This window comes from Streptomyces sp. NRRL F-2580, assembly GCF_000720115.1.
GTDB lineage: Bacteria > Actinomycetota > Actinomycetes > Streptomycetales > Streptomycetaceae > Streptomyces.
In genome coordinates, this window is record NZ_JOIR01000022.1 from 74,691 (window position 1) to 90,997 (window position 16,307).

Genomic DNA, 16,307 nt, shown 5'->3' on the forward strand with positions numbered 1-16,307 from the left:
CGGCATGATCTGGACCACCGCTCAGGACACCCTCCCGCCCGTACCCCCCGCGCGACGGCTCGACGCCGCGCCCTCCGGGCTCGCCGAGACCGTCGAGCTGACGGCCGATCACCTCGAGCATCTCGAGCCCCGCGTCCACACCGTGGCGGTGTTCGAGCGCGTCCTCGACGGACTCGTGCGGCAGGCGCACCGCGACCGCCACGCGCTCGCGCTGGCCCTCTCCACGGCGTTGGGGCACCGGTACCCCGAGGAGGAGACCGATGCGGACCGGCTCACCCCGGTGGACGTGGTGGTGGCCTCGCCGCTGTGGCGGGTCACGGGGTACAGCCTCAAGCCCGAGTACGTACGCCGGCAGCGCGGGCACGAGGAGTGCGCGCAGGGCGGGCTGGAACTGGTGATCGCGGCGCGGGTGCGCGAGATCGGCTACGCGCTGCGCTCCGGTGCCCCGCAGCCGTTCCTGCTGGCCACGCCCACCTGGGACACCGGCGCACTGGAGGCTGCCGAGCTCGTCGAACGGCTCGTGGAGTACCGGAGGTTGGGCGCCCGTCCCGGTCCCGCCGACTTCGGGCAGGCCCTGCTGCGCGTACGCCGGGACGATCCGGCGGCGCCGGCGGCCGCCGAGGCCGCGGCCCGGCTCGGGACCGCCGAGGGCGATCGGCTCGCCGCCTGGCTCGGCGCCGACGGCGAACCGGGCACGGGGCGGCGCCGGGTCGTCATACCCGATCCGCAGGCGCACCGGGCCTGGTCGCGGGCCGGCGCGGCCATGCCGCAAGTCGCCTTCGCGAGCGGTGAACGACCTGCCCTGCGCCGGGAGTTCCCCGACGCGTTCCAGTGGCTGGGCCGCCCCCACGAGGGCTTCACCCGCTGCTATCACTGGCATGCCGGGCACGCCGTGCGGGCCGCGGTACTGCCCGAGGACCGGGACGTCCAGGCCCGGTGGCTGCTGCCGGGCGTGACGCTGGCCGCGACCACCGGCGATCAGGGTGACTCCTGGATGCTGCCCCACCTCGCCCTGCTGGGCGGCCCCGCGGGGCCCGGGCTGCACTCCGCCATCGCGGCGGGGCTGGGCGGACGGCAGCCGGCGAGCCGGCGACCGGCGGTGGAGGCCCTGGTGGTGCTGGCGGGCCGGGGCGAGCTGGACGCCCCGCTGCTGGGCCGCGAGCTGGCCTCGATGGCGGCCCTCGGCACGGTCAAGCCCAACCGGCTGGCGGACGCGGCCCGCTCGGCCGCTGCGGCGGGCGCGTACGCCACGGTGTGGGCCGTCCTCGCCGAGGTGCTGCCGGCCCTCCTGCCGTCGGTACGGGGTGCGGGTGAGGTGCTGGCCGTCGCCGCTGACTGCGTGGAGCGCTGTGGGGCCACGGGCCCGGTGCCGGCCGAGGTGGCGGCAGTGGCGGCCCGTACCAGATCGTCGTCCCGGCTGGTCACCGAGGCCCGCCGCCTGGCCGCCGCGCTCACCGGCCCCTGACCCTCCCCGCGCCCGGGGTGGACACCGGTCCCCTCCACTCCGCCGCCCCGGCCGACCCTGCGCGTGCCTGTCTAACCTCCGGGCCGCAGGTCAGCCGGTAGCCCCGGCGTTCCGCTCGCCCGCCGGTCGCGCTGTGAAGGCAAGCCGGCGGTGGGCCCGGCGCAGCATCAGGCGGGCCATGTACGGGTGGGCGAGGCCCGCCACCGCGAAGTACAGGCGTCCGCGGGTGTTGTGGAGTCGTACGGCCGTTGCCAGGGTTACGGTGTCGTCCTCGATCACGATCGAGGAGCGGAAGTCCAGGTGGGATGCGTCCTCGCCGGTCATGAGCTCGCCGTCGGCGGTGCCGCGTACGGGGAACGGCAGCACGTGCCTCCAGTCCCGTGGGTCGCGGGACATCCCCGGTGGCAGGGGCAGGCGCCAGGCGTCGGCGAAGTCCGGCCGGGGTACGGCCTCGTGCAGCAGCCGGGCGTGTGACGGCACGGGGACGGCGCGCGGACGGGCCCAGAACAGCCGGTTGACCAGCAGTGCGCGCGGCGGTCGACGGGTCGGCGCGTGGGGCGGACGGCCGAGGGCGCTCCGTTCGATGTTGTCGAAGACCTCCTCGATCATCGTGTCGTGCACCGGCTGGATCGCCACCTTCCACTGGAGAAACTGCCGTACCGGCATGGCCAGTTCGAGGACGTGGACGACCCGGCACCGGTCAGGGCCGAGCGGTTCGACTTCGAAACGGTGATACCCCTGTCCCATCGCCCCACCGGTGGTGTCGAAGCGTACGGAGCGGCCCGGCACGTAGGCGGTGACGCGGTAGCGGACCCGGCCGTGGCCGCCGGCCGCGCCGACGCCAAGCGGACGGTCGAGGACCATCGCAGGCCAGACCGGGGTGGGGAAGATGGGGTCGTCGGGTGCCGACACCCTGTCGAGGAGCGCCCCGACGCAGTCGGCTGGTGCCGGGATGATCCGTTCGTGAACGTTGCGTACCGCGCGCATGCCGGACCTCCATACGGGAGCGTATGTTTCTACCGTACGGTAGCGTATGGAGGTGTGAGCGAATCATCCGGCCGGCAGGGGCACCGCCTCGCCCGCAAACGGCTCACCGCCGACGACTGGGCCGACGCCGCCCTTGCCGCGCTGGTCGAACGCGGCCTCGCCGCGGTGGCGGTGGAGCCGCTCGCGGCCGGACTCGGCACCACCAAAGGCAGCTTCTACTGGCACTTCGCCAACCGCGACGCGCTCGTCGCCGCCGCACTCGCGCGCTGGGAGGAGTCGTCCACCGAGCGGATCATCCGAGCGATGGAGGCCGTCGAGCCCGACCCGGCCGCCCGGCTCGACGCGCTCCTGCGCGGGGCAACCGTCGCCGCGGTCGACGACCCGCGGGAGGTGCGGCTGCTGGCTGCCAGCGACCATCCCGAGGTCGCGGCCGCACTCGCCCGCGTCACCGAACGCAGGATCGGCTACCTCGCCCACCTCTTCGAACTGCTCGGGTTCCCCGCGCCCGAGGCGCGCCGCCGCGGCTTCTTCGCCTACACGAGCTACCTGGGCCATGCCCAGCTCGCCCATGCGGTACCGGGCGCCGTGCCCACCGACCCCGCGTATCTGGCCGAGGTGTCGGCCGCACTGCTGAAGCGCTGATCCACCGCAGCGGTTCTCGCTCGATGCAGGCAAGGACGGCGGTCACCGCTCGGCGGTGCGATGCGCCGTCGTCCCCGGCCGTCAGCCCTGGAAGCGCTGGCACAGCCGCCCACTTCCCATGGACCGGCCGGCGGCGAGGGGGCACTCGGCCGGGAGGTGGATGCGGGCAGGCCAGTCGGTGTCGATGCCCGCGGTCGCATTACTCGCGTTCGTCCGCACACACCGCCTCGGCGGCCTCCGGGGCGCCACGGCATCACGCCCGCGAGCGCGTCTCGACGTGGCGGCCTACCGGTGGGTTCCGAGGGTGGTCATGCGCCGAAGAGGCGACAGAGCGATCGGGATCCACACACGGGCCAGGCAAGCGGCCGAGACGCCCAAGGCGCACCGGACGCCGCCGGCCGTGGCGAGAGCACCGGCTGTGGCGGAGCCCAGAGCGACGGCGCCGGTGAAGAGCACGCGCATGGTGCCGTTGACCCGGGCCATCAGTCCGGCGGGCGTGACCTGCTGCCGGAAAGTCATCATCAGGACGGAGTCGAAGCCGACCTTGAGCATGACCAGCGCCCACCCGATGGCTGCAAGGGGCCCGGGCACGGGCCGCCCGAGCAGAGGGATGGCGACGGCCAGGGGGTGCGACCGCGATCCCCACGAACAGGACGGCTCGGCCTGCCCCGAGCCGTTCGGCCAACCTGACGGCTGTCCGAGCTCGGTCAGTGCGAGGACGGGGAGCAGGGTCATCACACCGGCGGTGCCGATGTTGACCATGGAACCGGAGACCACCACGGTGCGTAGGACCGGCTGGCGGAAGACGAACACGACGCCCTCGCCGATCTCGTGCAGGAGACGCCGTCGGGGACTGCTACCGGCCGAATGCTCACGGGTGGTGAGCACGGACAGCCACCCCGCGGACCAAAGGTATCCCCCGGCCATCACGAGAAGCACTGTCGGCGCGCTCAGCAGTCCGGCCGCCCACCCGGCCAAGGGCGGACCTGCGACGACCGCTGTCTGCGTGATCGTGGCCAGCCTCGCGTTGGTGCGTGCGAGCAGGGAACCGGGGGCGAGATCCTTCACGAAGCTCTGGGTGGCCAGGTCGAAGAACACCGTCGCAACGCCCTGGATCACCACGACCGCCAGGAGGTGGGTCATCGTCAAACACCCCGGACCACGCGGCAGCGGGCACCGTGATCAGCGCAGCCGCCCGCACCAAGTCCGCGCCGATCATGACCGGACGGCGCCGCACCCGGTCCACCCAGGCGCCGACCGGCAGTCCGAGGATCACGAAAGACAGGGCCAGTCCGGTCTTCAACAGCGAGGTTCCTCCCGCCCCGGCGTGCAACACGGTGACCGCCGTCAGCGGAACGGCCACTTGGCCGCTGGGCACCCCACAACGCAACCCCGGACCTAGGCCGATCGGCCGGGTGACGGGGGTGGGCTTCTCGCGCGGGTCGAGGAGCGCGGGGATGGCGTGGCCGATGTAGCGGCGCACGTTGTGGCGCTTCATGGCGGTGGGGATGTGGCCGGTCCCGGCGACCAGCGGCAGCCCGATGGCCTTGCGGTCCGTGCTCGGCCCCGATGCGCTGACGACGGCGTCCGCGCTGGCGACAACCGGGTCGCTGGCCGCCCGGTCGGACATCTCACCTCCCCGGGCCCCGCACGACGGCAACGCGGCGGGGAGCGGGCGATTGCCCTGCCCGAATGGCGCCGTGTGCGGCGAACTTCCCGGAACGCGGGCCTGGCGCGGGCGGGATGTCCTGCGCGAGGATCACGGCCGCACCACGCCCTTCCGTGTCCCTTCTCCGACACAACGCGTCCCTCACAGGAGGATGTCCATGTCCCGCCGCACACCCCGCGGTCTGAACACCGCGGCCACCGCCACGGCCGCCGCTGCCCTGACCCTGGTCACCTTGACCGGACCCGCCTCGGCGTCCGGGTCCGGGTCCGCGTCGGCAGCAGCGCTGCCCCAGGCCCGCATCTTCATGGTCAATCCCGTTCAGTCCTCGGGGGATCAGACCCTGGCCGACGCCAAGGACGCCGCCGACGCCGTGCCCGCCTCGGCCTACACCGCGGCCGCGCTCCGCAACCTGGACGCCAGCGGTCGGCTGTCGGGCCGGTGGGCGTACGTCAGCTCGGACACCGGCGCCTCGGCGAAACCCGCGGACGCGACCGTATACAACCGCACCGACGACCAGTTCGAGCAGGTCATGGCCTACTTCTGGGTCAATGAGGCCCAGGAGTACCTGCAAGGGTTGGGCTTCGGCACCGAACTGCCCGGGGCCAACGACCGGGCCCAGCCGGTCCGCATCAATCAGTGGGGCGCGGACAATTCCTTCTTCTCTGACAAGAAGGCCGAGATCCGCTTCGGCAAGGGCGGTGTCGACGACGCCGAGGACGCGGAGGTGATCGTCCACGAATACGGCCACGCGGTGCACAACGCGCAGGTCCCCGGCTTCGGCACCTCTCCCGAGGCCGGCGCGATAGGCGAGGCCTTCGGTGACTACCTGGCCGTCGAGGTCGGCGCCCATGCGGACGCGGCGTACGGCTGGCCGCGGCGGACCGACCTGGCCTGCGTCGCCGACTGGGACGCGGCCTCCTACAGCGACACCCCGCACTGCCTGCGCCGCATCGACGGGAACAAGGTGTACGCCGACCTGGAGGGCGAGGTCCATGCGGACGGGGAGATCTGGTCCCGCGCCCTCTTCGACATCCGCAACGCCCTGGGCTCCCGGACCGCTGACCGCATCATCGTCAACGCCCAATTCGGCTTCGCGCCGGACACGTCCTTCAAGGACGCGGCCCTGACGACGGTTTCGACCGCCCAGCGGATGTACGGCGCGAACGCCGCGGACGCCGTGCGTGCCGCGTTCAAGGCCCGGCAGATCCCCGGCGTCCGGTAACGGCCGGAACCTTCCCCGGACTCGGTGCACACCGTGTCCGGGGAAGCGCAATGTTCCATTTTTGGTCGGTCAGCGAACATCGCTCCCCTCTCTCCGGACAACAGCTGGTCAAATCCTTGTTGCATACCTGTCAATCCACGGCTCCTTCCTGGCAATCTCAACCACCTGGCCCCCCACGGCAATTGAAGGAGCACGAGTGACCCTCCCCACGTCCTCACCCCGCACCCCCCGCAGCCGCACCGGAGTGCTGCGCGCCGCCGCCGTCGTCGCGTCGGCGGCGATGGTCGCGATCTCCGTCCAGAGCGGCTCCGCCAACGCCTCGGCCGAGCGCGAGGCGGGAGCCACCGCGCTCGTCCTCACCGCCGACGCGCGCGTCCAGGCGATCACCGCGGCCCAGAACGCGGCGGCCGACACCGCGCGGGCCATCGGCCTGGCTGACGACGAGCGTCTCGTGGCCCGCGATGTGATCAAGGACGCCGACGGCACGGTGCACACCCGCTACGAGCGCACGTACGCCGGACTGCCGGTCCTCGGTGGAGATCTGGTGGTCCACCAGAAGAAGGACGGCAGCCGCAAGACCACCAAGGGCATCGAGGCCCGAATAGCCCCGGCCGCCGCCCGCTCCTCGCTCAAGGCCGCGCCCGCTGGGGCCCGCCAGGTCGTCTGGGCGGCGAGCGGAAACCCGGTCTTCGCCTACGAGGCCGTCGTCACCGGCACCCAGCACGACGGAACCCCCAGCGAGCGCCACGTCATCACGGACGCCGCCACCGGCGCCGAGCTGTACTCCTACGAGGCCATCGACACCGGCACCGGCACGAGCCAGTACTCCGGCTCCGTCACGCTGGACACCACGCAGAGCGGGGCGTCCTACAGCCTGACCGACGGCATCCGCGGCGGCCACAAGACCTACGACCTGAACGGAGGCACCACCGGCACGGGAAGCCTGTTCACCGACGCCGACGACAAGTGGGGCGACGGACTGCCGTCGAACCGCCAGACGGCCGCCGCCGACGCCCACTACGGCGCTGCCGTGACCTGGGACTTCTACAAGTCCGAATTCGGCCGCAACGGCATCGCCGGGGACGGCAAGGCCGCCTACTCCCGCGTCCACTACGGCAACGCCTACGTCAACGCCTTCTGGTCCGACGCCTGCTTCTGCATGACCTACGGCGACGGCGCCGCCAACCAGAAGCCGCTCACCTCCCTGGATGTCGCCGGCCACGAGATGAGCCACGGCCTGACCGCCGCCACGGCCAAGCTGAACTACAGCCGCGAGTCGGGCGGCCTCAACGAGGCCACCAGCGACATCTTCGGCACCTCGGTGGAGTTCTTCGCCAACAACTCGGCCGACGTCGGCGACTACCTCATCGGCGAGAAGATCGACATCCGCGGCAACGGCACGCCGCTGCGCTACATGGACAAGCCCAGCAAGGACGGCGCCTCGGCCGACTACTGGTCCAAGACCGTGGGCCGGCTCGACGTGCACAACTCCTCGGGCGTGGCCAACCACTTCTTCTACCTGCTCTCCGAGGGCAGCGGCGCAAGGACGGTCAACGGGGTCTCGTACAACTCGCCCACCTACGACGGTTCGACGGTGACCGGGATCGGCCGGACCAAGGCCTACAAGATCTGGTACAAGGCGCTCTCGACCTACATGACGTCGACCACCGACTACGCGGGAGCGCGCACCGCGACCCTGCAGGCGACGGCCGACCTGTACGGATCGACCAGCGTGGAGTACCAGCAGGTGGCGGCCGCCTGGAAGGCCGTCAACGTCAACGGCTGAGCCGGCTCCTGAGCGGTACCTCGCCCCGGCGGGCCTGCGGGCCCGCCGGGGCTTCCGGCGTTTCCGGCGTTTCCGGGGCTTCCGCCACTTCCGACGGACTGCGGGAAGCGGGCAGCCGAAGCGGGAACGCCCGGCGGACCGCCGGATCGCAGCCACCGGGCAGAAGGGGAGATTCGCCTCCCGGCGGGCTACTCAGCGTCGCAGCTGAGCGAACGCACGTCACTGGCCTTGTCGGCCCCAGCTAGGTGCTGCGAGCAGTCCCGCCAGCGTCGGTGGCCGATGACCGTCTTTCTGCCTGTGCTCGGCGAACCGGGTCAGGCAGAAAGACGGTCATGTGCGGGTGTCCCCGTCGCACTCGCCCCCGCACCGCAACCCCGGCAAAGGCCGCCTGCTCGTCCCCCGGTGGAGATGCCCGGGTCGCCGGGCGGTCTCCCCCGTCATACGTTCAGTGGCGAACGGCGCACATCGCGACAGCCATGCGGAAGGGTCAGCTGTGAGTGAGTTCGACATCTGGGGCTATCGTCCGGACACCGGGTACCAGCAGGGCACCGACATCGTCGGCTACAAGGTCGAGGCCAAGGACGGCACCATCGGGAAGATCAGCAAGCACTCGGAGGAGGTCGGCGCCTCTTACCTCGTCGTCGACACCGGGGTGTGGATCTTCGGTAAGCACGTGCTGCTGCCCGCCGGGACGATCAACATGATCGACACGGTCGAGGAGAAGGTCTACGTGGACCGGACGAAGGACCAGATCAAGGACGCTCCCGAATTCGACGAGGCCAAGCAGGCCGGCGACTCGTCCTACCTGGAGCCGTTCGGCCGCTACTACGGCACGCCGCACATGTAATGCCGGCGTCGGCATGGCGCGGGTGCCGAGGAGCGAGCTGCGGGGGCCCGCGCCCTGCCGACGCTCACGTGCCCTATGTGTGCAGGGCCCGGGCTGGTCAGCTCTGCGAGATCGTCTGGAGCAGGTCGCCGACCTTCGCGTCCGGCAGCGCGCGGGAACGTCGGCCAAGGCGACGATGCCGCCCAGCGTGTGCCCGTCGATGACGGGCAGCCGGCGGACCTGGTGCTCGCTCATGGTGCGCAGGATCTCCGCGGCGTCGTCGTCGGCGCCGATGGTCACGGCCTCGCCCTGGGCGAGGTCGCCGGCCTTCACCGAGCCGGGGTCAGCTCACCGAAGGCGGTCGTCGGCCTCGCACCGGCGAGATCCCGGCCCCGGCTCCCTACGTCGTCGACGGCGGTGGTCTCGTACGGGCTGGCCGCGTGCAGCGGCGTGCTGAGCCGGGAGGCTACGAGGGTGGAGGTCGACGCGGCCGGGTGGCCGAGCGGTGCGGATGGCGGGGAGGTCGGCGATCTTCGCGTCGACTTTCGCGAGCTTGTCCTGCCGCCACGCCTGCTGAGTCAAGGACACCGGCCAAACAACGATCAGATGATCCACAGGAAAATGCTTTAGTACCCGCGGTTCCACCAGAACAGCGTCACCACCGCTGCAAGCAGGAAACCAGCTCCGGCCAGGAACTTGGCGGCTCTCGGTCGCAGACGCGGGTCCGAGAACGCCGCGAGGAGCAGGAGAGGGACCGAGGGGAAGAAGACGAGCATCCCGACCCAGGCGCCGATCAGCGACCACGGCAGCAGCACCGCCGAGATGGTCCCGGTGGCCCGCTGGAAGGCGTAGGGCCGGGCGTGGAGGAACAGCGGTACGGCGATCAGTGTGGTGGTCGCGAGCACGAAGGGGAGTACGAAGAAGCCGTCGTCGGAGGCGATGACCGGCGGTAGCGGTACGGCCACGGCGCACGCAGCCAGTCCGATCTGCCAGGGATGAACACTCTCGCGCGAGTTGACCCGCATGGCCGCCCCCAGAACTCGATTCCTTGAACGCGTTCAAGCTACTCCAGCCGGCGGCGGAGCCAGATGTCGGGTCCGACGTGGACTTCCGTAGCTCTGGTCCGCTTCCCAGCGGGGTCGCAGGAGGAGAGGGCCGGGGCCCGCAACGGGCCAGGTGGAGCAGTGCGGCTGCATGTGACGGGTGGGCGTGGTGGGATCTGCGGGGTGAAGGATCCCTTTGGCTGTGACGAACCGGCTCTCCTTGCGTGTTCCGGGACCGCGGACCGGGCTGCGGCGCGCCGCGCTGTGGCTGCCCGCGCCGCCGACGCAAGGGACCTGGCGCTGCTGCTGGACGTGCTCGGGCTGGCGCCCGAGCCGGCCCCGGTGCCGCCCCACCCGACGGAGTGGAAAGCTGACCGGTATGACTGTTCCCCAGGCCGCGAGTGAAGGGAGGGTGTGGTGAGCAGCCCGATCGGCCCTTCGGAAGGCTGCCGTGATGCCCTCCACCACCTGAGGGAGAAGCGGGAGGTCAATGCCGTGATCCTTCGTATCGCCGGGTCCCCGGGTGTGCTCGTCGTGGAGGTCGAGGGCAATCTGACGCATGAGGAGCTGGTTTCGGCCCTGCCCTCGGACGGGGCGCGTCTGGTCCTCCACGAGCTCTCCTTCGCCACGCCCGAAGGCGCTCGCAGGCACGAACCGATGCTGGTCTTGTGGACGCCAGCCGCCGCCGGCGTGCAGGAAGAGGCCTACACGGCCGCCTACAACGTCCTCAAGGAGTACCTCCCGGAGGTTCACGTCCACCTCACGGCCAGACGGACAGAGCAGTTGGAGTACCGAAGGCTCGTCGCCGTCGAACGCGACGAAGCAGGCCGGCCACCGGGCGGCCAGACCGGCGGCGCCGCGGGCGCGAGCGGCGGCCCGGCGCCGCCTCGAACGACAACCGGCCCGCTTCGACGTCCCAGACGACCAGTTCGCCATCGAGGACCAAACCGGGCGGCTACTGCTCCTCGGCGGCCGCCATCAGGTCGGGCCACCGGTCCTGGACCAGCGAACCGCGCCGGGTCTGCACCAGCACCCGCCCGCCGGCTCGGCCGCGGTAAACAGCAGCGCCCGGTGCCCGTCCAGCTTCTGCTCATACGCCACCCCGGCGCGCAGCGCAGCCGGGCCCGGCACGGACTCGGCGACCTGCGCGCTCTTCGTGATCGGCACCCCGTTCTTGGGTTGGCTCAGAGCTGCTCGATCTGCTTTCCCGACCAGATCTCGGGGAGGTTTCACAGCGGAGGTCGGGCACGGGTTGTGGTCAGCGTTCGGATGCTCGGTGTCCTCCTCGCGGAGCTCGTGGCTCTTGGCGCGGAGCTGTTCGACGGCGGCGTCGATGTACTTCACGCCGCACGCCCACACCAGTAGTGGTGTGGGCGTGCCGGTCCCGGGCTGCATCTGGGTCCGTCAGCCGGCGACCCTGCCGAACAGGTGATTGGCAGGAGCGTTCGGGTCGTTGCCGTAGAAGAACTCCATGACCGCCTCATGGAATTCGGCGCGGTCCAGAGCACCGGAGCCGTCCCGGTCCAAAGCGGCGAAGACCGCGGCGCAGTCCTCACCGGGAACGGCGGCGACCGAGTCGAACATCTGCTGGAACTCCGCCTGGTCGATCTTGCCGTCTCCGTTGAGATCGACGAGGTCGAAGAAGCAGTTGGTTACCGGCTCGATCTGTTCCGGGTACCGGGCTGGGTCGGTCAGGACCCGCCTGAACCCTTCGGTCATCTCCTGCAGATCGACCTTCCCGTCACTGTCCTGATCCATCGGGGCGATCACGTTCGTCCAGAACCCGTCCATCCCCTCGGTGAGCAGGCGGGCGGTGGCGGAGTCTGGCGCGGTGCCGCGGGCGGCGAGGTAACGCTCGCTCATCATTCGGACGTCCCGCTGGGTGATGAACCCGTCGCCATCGACGTCGGCGCCCCTGAACCACTGGCCGTACTTGAGGTTTTGAAGTGCAGTCACGACTGCGCACAGTATTCGCGCCGTTACTCAAGCGCAAACGGGCAAGTGGAGAGTCTCGCGGCGGCCAGGGCCTGTTGCGCAATTGATGGTGGTGTACACGAAAATTTACCCGAAGAGGCGGAGGTTTTCGTGTCAATGTTCGAGATTTGGTGGTGTGAAGGCGAGAACATCGGGAAGAGGGCCGCCGTAGAGCTCGACGTCGACCAGCGCACTGTGAGCACTCGGTCCTTGGGACAGGCGCGAGCACGGTCGATCCCCTGTGAGGACGTTCGGATTGCCGTGGCGGTCCAATGTCCCACTCAGGCCTGGCTGGACCGGATCCCACCACGCTCCGGTGGACAGTTGTACGACGCCTGGCATGACGTCGTCCGACAGGACCGCGCCCGCGAGACAGCTGCCTCGGTCGTTGTAGACGCGTACGATCATGCCGTCCTGGATGCCGCGCGACGCGGCATCCAATGGGTTGATCGTCATAGGCTCACGACCACGGATCTTTGAATTGAGGCTGTGGCCACCGTTGTCGTACTGGCTGTGCAGGCGTGAGGCGGGCTGATTCGAGATCAGGTGCAGCGGGAATCGGTCCGACAGATCGGCACGAAGCCACTCCACCGGTTCAAACCACGTCGGATGCCCGGCGCAGTCGTCGTAGCCGAACGAGTCGATCTCCTCGGAGAAGATCTCGATCCGGCCCGACGGCGTCGGCAGGGGGAAACGTTGCGGATCTGAGCGGAGGTCCTCGAAGCTGCCGGGAAACGGTCCGGTCAACGCCGGCAGCTCAGCGGTGGAGCTGCGCCAGAAGTCGTCGAAGCCCGGCAAGGTGGCATCGTCGCCGAGTTTGGTCCTCGTCTGCTCGTAAAGGTGGCGGACCCATTCGATCTCGGAGCGCGACTCCGTGAACTCCTGCTCATATCCGAGCCGGGAGGCCAAGGCGGTGAAGATGTGGTGGTCGGTGCGCGACTCGCCCGCCGGCTCGCGGACTTTCGGCATCGCGACGAGGTGGGGGTCGGAGAATCCGGCGGCGAAGTCGTCACGCTCCAAGGTGGTGGCGACGGGAAGGACGATGTCCGCGAACTTGGCCGTAGTGTTCCACCAGGCTTCGTGAACCACCACCGTGTCAGGGGTCTGCCAGGCGCGGGCCAGCCGATGCAGGTCCTGGTGGTGGTGGAAGGGGTTCCCTCCGCACCAGTAGATCAGGCGAAGCTCGGGCAACGTGAGGCGCTGGCCGTCGTAGTCGATGGTCTTGCCCGGATCCAGCAGGGTGTCGGCGATCCTTGCAACAGGGATGAAATCCGCAACAGGGTTGGCAACCGCGGGTACCGTCGCCACGGAGGCGCGGCCTCTGGCAACGCCGGTCGCGTCCATCGTCGCGTAACCTGCGCCCCAGCCACAGCCAGGCCGACCCATCGAGCCCGCCATGGCGGCCAGTACGACAGACATCCAGATCGGTTGTTCGCCGTGGTCTGCCCGCTGCACCGCGTAGTTGACCATGATGAGAGAGCGCTGGCTGGTCAGGCGGCGAGCGAGGTCGGTGATCGCCTCGCGGCCGATGCCCGTGATCTTCGCTGCCCAGGCAGCGTCCTTCGGGATGCCGTCGAGCTCGCCGACCAGGTAGGCGGCGAAGCGGTCGAAGCCGATGCAGCACCGGCGAAGGAAGTCCTCGTCGTGCCATCCGTTGACCAGCATCGTGTGTGCGATGCCGAGCATCGCGGCCGTGTCGGTGTTCGGGATGACGGGCAGCCACTCGGCGTCGAGGAAGCCGGCGGTGTCGCTGCGGATGGGGCTGACGTTCACGAACCGCACCCCAGCCTCATGGCACTGGCGTTGCAGATCCTGCGTCTGGTGCCTGGCCAGCCCACCAGGGTTGATCTGGCTGTTCTTGAGAGCCAGTCCCCCGAACGCCACCACAAGTTCACAGTTCTCGGCGATCTCGTCCCACATCGGCATCCGGGACTGGTAGCTCCACGAATGCCCGCCGATCACATGGGGGAGGATGACCTCCAGCGCCGCGGTGCTGTAGGTGTTGCGGGAGTCGGTGTATCCCCCGCCCAGCGCCAGGAACCGGTGGAGTTGCCCCTGCGCCTGGTGGAATCCGCCCGCACTCGCCCAGCCGTAGGATCCACCGAACACCGCGCTGTCTCCGTGCTGTGAACGCACCCGACGGAGTTCATCGCTCACCAGCGTGATCGCACGGTCCCAGCTCACCTCCACGAAGGCGTCCGCGCCTCTGGCCGTGTCGTGGGCGCGTGGCAGGCCGTTCAGCCAGCCCTTGCGCACTGCGGGACGCAACACGCGAGCACTGTCGTCGGCGGCTGTCACCATTCCGGGGCCTATAGGCGATGGCGCGGGGTCATCGCCCCTCGGCTCAATTCGCACCAACCGACCGGAGTCGACCACCGCGGTAAAACTGCCCCAGTGAGTCGCAACCGACATGCGCCGTTCCACCATGCATCAACTCCGGCTCTGGCGTTTCCCCTGATCTCGGACAGCGATTGCTTACGTCACAGGGGCTCCACTTCAGTCGACGTCCGCAGGACGGAGACTTCCCCTGCGGCCTGCTGCCCAACCCAGTCGGTGGTCTTGGAGCGGCCAGAGGTGTGTTCCCACTCGTTGTCGCCCGCGAGCGGGTCGTGCAGGCCGGTGATGTAGCGGCGCACCGCGACCTGTTCGGGCGGGGTGAGGACGTCGTCGAGGTCAGGGGCGTGGGTTTCAAGGCGCAGGAAGGGTGCGAACCGGTCGTGGACCATGTGGCGCCGACGTTCGACGGCCTGGTGGGAGGCCGACGCTGCAGCAGGCCGAGCCGCAGGTGAACGAGCAACAGCCTCCGCGCCGACACTGCCGCCACCCGACTGGAAGCTGTCCCACGCCGACGTCGAGGGGACGAAGGCGGGTCCTGCGGTGACCGCGTCCAGGGTCCAGGGTCCAGGGTCCATTGCAGGCTGCGGTACGCCGTCCACGCCCTGGTGGCGCGGCGGCGGGGGCGGGTGAGGGCGTCGGAGCCGTCAGCGGCCTGGGCCAGATGGAGCAGGTGGGCGCGCTCGGCGTCATCGAGGTTCAGGGCGCGGGCGACGGCTTCCAGGACGGCCGGGGAGACGCCGGCGAGGTTCCCGCGTTCCAGCTTGGCGTAGTACTCCACGCTGACATCGGCCAGGGCGGCGACCTCACTGCGGCGCAGGCCGGGGACGCGCCGCCGGCTGCCGGAGGGCATTCCGGCCTGCTCGGGGTTGATCTTCGCGCGCCGCGAGGTGAGGAACTCGCGGACGTCTTGGTTGTTGTCCACATGCTCGACGGTACGGCCACCGCGCCGCCGCAGGGGTGTACCACCAGTACACCTCCTGCTGGTGACTCGCCACACGCGCTGGGAGCGGGTTACCTGGTTGACGAGGCACTTTCCGTCCGGCCGTGTGTGCGGACGAGCGGCGCTGCCTTCCCGTATACCGCCCCGATGTGTAAGGACCCTTCATGCGCGGCGCAGTGATCCACGCCCCCGGCGACGTCCGCTTCGAGACCCTGGACGACCCCAAGATCCTCCACCCCACCGACGCGATCATCCGTACGGCCGTGACCTGCGTGTGCGGCTCGGACCTCTGGCCCTGGCGTGGTCTGGAGGCGATCGGTGACGCGCACCCGATGGGGCATGAGTACGCCGGCTTCGTCGAGGAGGTCGGCAGCGGTGTCACCTCCGTGAAGCCGGGCCAGTTCGTCGTGGGCTCGTTCGCGACCTCGGACAACACCTGCGCGAACTGCAGGAACGGTTTTCAGTCGAACTGCCTGCACCGCGAGTTCATGTCCACCTGCCAGGCCGACTACGTGCGCATCCCCAACGCCCAGGGCACTCTCGTCGCTACAGACGGCATCCCGGGCGAGGAGTTGTGGCCTGGTCTGCTGGCCGTCTCCGATGTCATGGGCACCGGCTGGTGGGCCGCCGACGCCGCCGAGGTCCGCCCCGGATCGACCGCCGTGGTCGTCGGCGACGGCGCGGTCGGCCTGTGCGCGGTGATCGCGGCCAAGGAGATGGGCGCGGAGCGCATCATCGCCATGAGCCGGCACGAGTCCCGCCAGAACCTTGCCCGCGAGTTCGGCGCCACCGACATCGTCACCGAGCGCGGCGACGAAGGTGTCGCCCGGATCAAGGAGCTGACCGGTGGCATCGGCGCCGACTCCGTGCTGGAGTGCGTCGGCACCCCCCAGGCCATGCAGCAGGCCCTGCACTCGGCTCGCCCCGGCGGCAATGTCGGCTTCGTCGGCGTCCCGCACGAGGTCGCGCTCGACGGGCAGGAGCTGTTCTTCTCCCACGTGGGCCTGCGCGGCGGCCCCGCCCCCGTACGCCGCTACCTTCCCGACCTGATCGACCGTGTCCAGACCGGCCGGATCGACCCGGGCAAGGTCTTCGACCTCACCCTGCCCCTGGACCAGGTCGCCGAGGGCTACAAGGCCATGGACGAACGCCGCGCGATCAAGGCCCTCCTCGAGCCCTGATCTACCGGATCTCCGCCCGCCTGCGGACGCCGTCATTCGACAGCCGACGCGCCCGCGCGATGGCGGCGGGCATTCGCCGGAGCTCGCCGGCCTTCCAGATACCGCGGTTGGCGGCGGCCAGGCGGAGGTTCCACTTCATCGGGCGAGTCCCTCCAGGCGGGCCGCGGCACGTTGCTGGCCGGCGATCCAGGCGTGGGGAAGGCGTGCGGGAGAGCATGACCCCGCGGCCGACAGT

14 protein-coding genes and 3 pseudogenes are annotated in these 16,307 nt (G+C 70.2%); 7 read left to right on the plus strand and 10 right to left on the minus strand.

The genetic code is table 11. The features are described 5' to 3' along the window. Positions 1–4 precede the first annotated feature (4 nt). Positions 5–1,465, plus strand: a complete 1,461-nt coding sequence (locus IF88_RS0123825; protein WP_051837451.1) for a DUF6493 family protein — start codon at positions 5–7, stop codon at positions 1,463–1,465. 90 nt (positions 1,466–1,555) lie between these two features. Here the strand turns inward: IF88_RS0123825 and IF88_RS0123830 are convergent, their stop codons facing one another. Next, the gene (locus IF88_RS0123830) at positions 1,556–2,452 is read right to left on the minus strand and encodes a DUF2867 domain-containing protein (RefSeq protein WP_030716072.1); all 897 of its coding nucleotides are present in this window, start codon (positions 2,450–2,452) and stop codon (positions 1,556–1,558) included. Between the two features lie 54 nt (positions 2,453–2,506). On the opposite strand from IF88_RS0123830, the gene IF88_RS0123835 reads away from it, so the two are divergent. Further along, positions 2,507–3,094, plus strand: a complete 588-nt coding sequence (locus IF88_RS0123835; protein WP_030716080.1) for a TetR/AcrR family transcriptional regulator — start codon at positions 2,507–2,509, stop codon at positions 3,092–3,094. A gap of 285 nt (positions 3,095–3,379) precedes the next feature. Here IF88_RS0123835 and IF88_RS0123840 read toward each other — a convergent pair whose 3' ends face one another. Continuing rightward, positions 3,380–4,237 (minus strand): MFS transporter, encoded by an 858-nt coding sequence (locus IF88_RS0123840; protein ID WP_030716082.1) that lies wholly within the window; start codon positions 4,235–4,237, stop codon positions 3,380–3,382. A 683-nt stretch (positions 4,238–4,920) separates the two neighbouring features. Here IF88_RS0123840 and IF88_RS0123845 point away from each other — a divergent pair. From IF88_RS0123845 to IF88_RS0123855, 3 genes are all read left to right on the plus strand, one after another. Beyond that, positions 4,921–5,985: a M4 family metallopeptidase gene (locus IF88_RS0123845; RefSeq protein ID WP_030716085.1), complete on the plus strand. Its 1,065-nt coding sequence runs from the start codon at positions 4,921–4,923 to the stop codon at positions 5,983–5,985. Positions 5,986–6,265: 280 nt separating this feature from the next. Beyond that, positions 6,266–7,771 carry a M4 family metallopeptidase gene (locus tag IF88_RS0123850; protein WP_078893099.1) on the plus strand — a complete coding sequence of 502 codons (1,506 nt, stop codon included), beginning with the start codon at positions 6,266–6,268 and terminating at the stop codon, positions 7,769–7,771. A 493-nt stretch (positions 7,772–8,264) separates the two neighbouring features. Next, positions 8,265–8,618 carry a PRC-barrel domain-containing protein gene (locus IF88_RS0123855; protein WP_030716091.1) on the plus strand — a complete coding sequence of 118 codons (354 nt, stop codon included), beginning with the start codon at positions 8,265–8,267 and terminating at the stop codon, positions 8,616–8,618. A 97-nt stretch (positions 8,619–8,715) separates the two neighbouring features. Here IF88_RS0123855 and IF88_RS49400 read toward each other — a convergent pair. Beyond that, positions 8,716–8,942, minus strand: a pseudogene (locus IF88_RS49400) (CBS domain-containing protein); the annotation flags it as partial. Positions 8,943–9,223: 281 nt separating this feature from the next. Further along, positions 9,224–9,622 carry a hypothetical protein gene (locus IF88_RS0123865; RefSeq protein WP_030716096.1) on the minus strand — a complete coding sequence of 133 codons (399 nt, stop codon included), beginning with the start codon at positions 9,620–9,622 and terminating at the stop codon, positions 9,224–9,226. Between the two features lie 513 nt (positions 9,623–10,135). Between IF88_RS0123865 and IF88_RS48145 the strand changes: the two are divergent. Further along, positions 10,136–10,378, plus strand: a pseudogene (locus tag IF88_RS48145) (hypothetical protein); the annotation flags it as partial. 240 nt (positions 10,379–10,618) lie between these two features. On the opposite strand, the gene IF88_RS48150 reads toward IF88_RS48145, so the two are convergent. From IF88_RS48150 to IF88_RS43920, 5 genes and pseudogenes are all read right to left on the minus strand, one after another. Further along, positions 10,619–10,984: a hypothetical protein gene (locus tag IF88_RS48150; protein WP_234323683.1), complete on the minus strand. Its 366-nt coding sequence runs from the start codon at positions 10,982–10,984 to the stop codon at positions 10,619–10,621. 60 nt (positions 10,985–11,044) lie between these two features. Beyond that, positions 11,045–11,596 carry an EF-hand domain-containing protein gene (locus IF88_RS0123880; RefSeq protein WP_030716102.1) on the minus strand — a complete coding sequence of 184 codons (552 nt, stop codon included), beginning with the start codon at positions 11,594–11,596 and terminating at the stop codon, positions 11,045–11,047. 132 nt (positions 11,597–11,728) lie between these two features. Further along, positions 11,729–14,041, minus strand: coding sequence for a molybdopterin-dependent oxidoreductase (locus tag IF88_RS0123885; protein ID WP_030716105.1), 2,313 nt, complete (start codon positions 14,039–14,041; stop codon positions 11,729–11,731). Between the two features lie 53 nt (positions 14,042–14,094). Further along, positions 14,095–14,340, minus strand: coding sequence for a hypothetical protein (locus IF88_RS47345; RefSeq protein ID WP_030716108.1), 246 nt, complete (start codon positions 14,338–14,340; stop codon positions 14,095–14,097). A gap of 132 nt (positions 14,341–14,472) precedes the next feature. Further along, positions 14,473–14,873 (minus strand): annotated as a pseudogene (locus tag IF88_RS43920) (helix-turn-helix domain-containing protein); the annotation flags it as partial. 182 nt (positions 14,874–15,055) lie between these two features. Between IF88_RS43920 and IF88_RS0123900 the strand changes: the two are divergent. Then, positions 15,056–16,072, plus strand: a complete 1,017-nt coding sequence (locus IF88_RS0123900) for a zinc-dependent alcohol dehydrogenase family protein (protein WP_030716114.1) — start codon at positions 15,056–15,058, stop codon at positions 16,070–16,072. Position 16,073: 1 nt separating this feature from the next. On the opposite strand, the gene IF88_RS48155 is transcribed toward IF88_RS0123900, so the two are convergent. Next, positions 16,074–16,211: a hypothetical protein gene (locus IF88_RS48155; RefSeq protein ID WP_234323671.1), complete on the minus strand. Its 138-nt coding sequence runs from the start codon at positions 16,209–16,211 to the stop codon at positions 16,074–16,076. Positions 16,212–16,307: the final 96 nt, after the last annotated feature.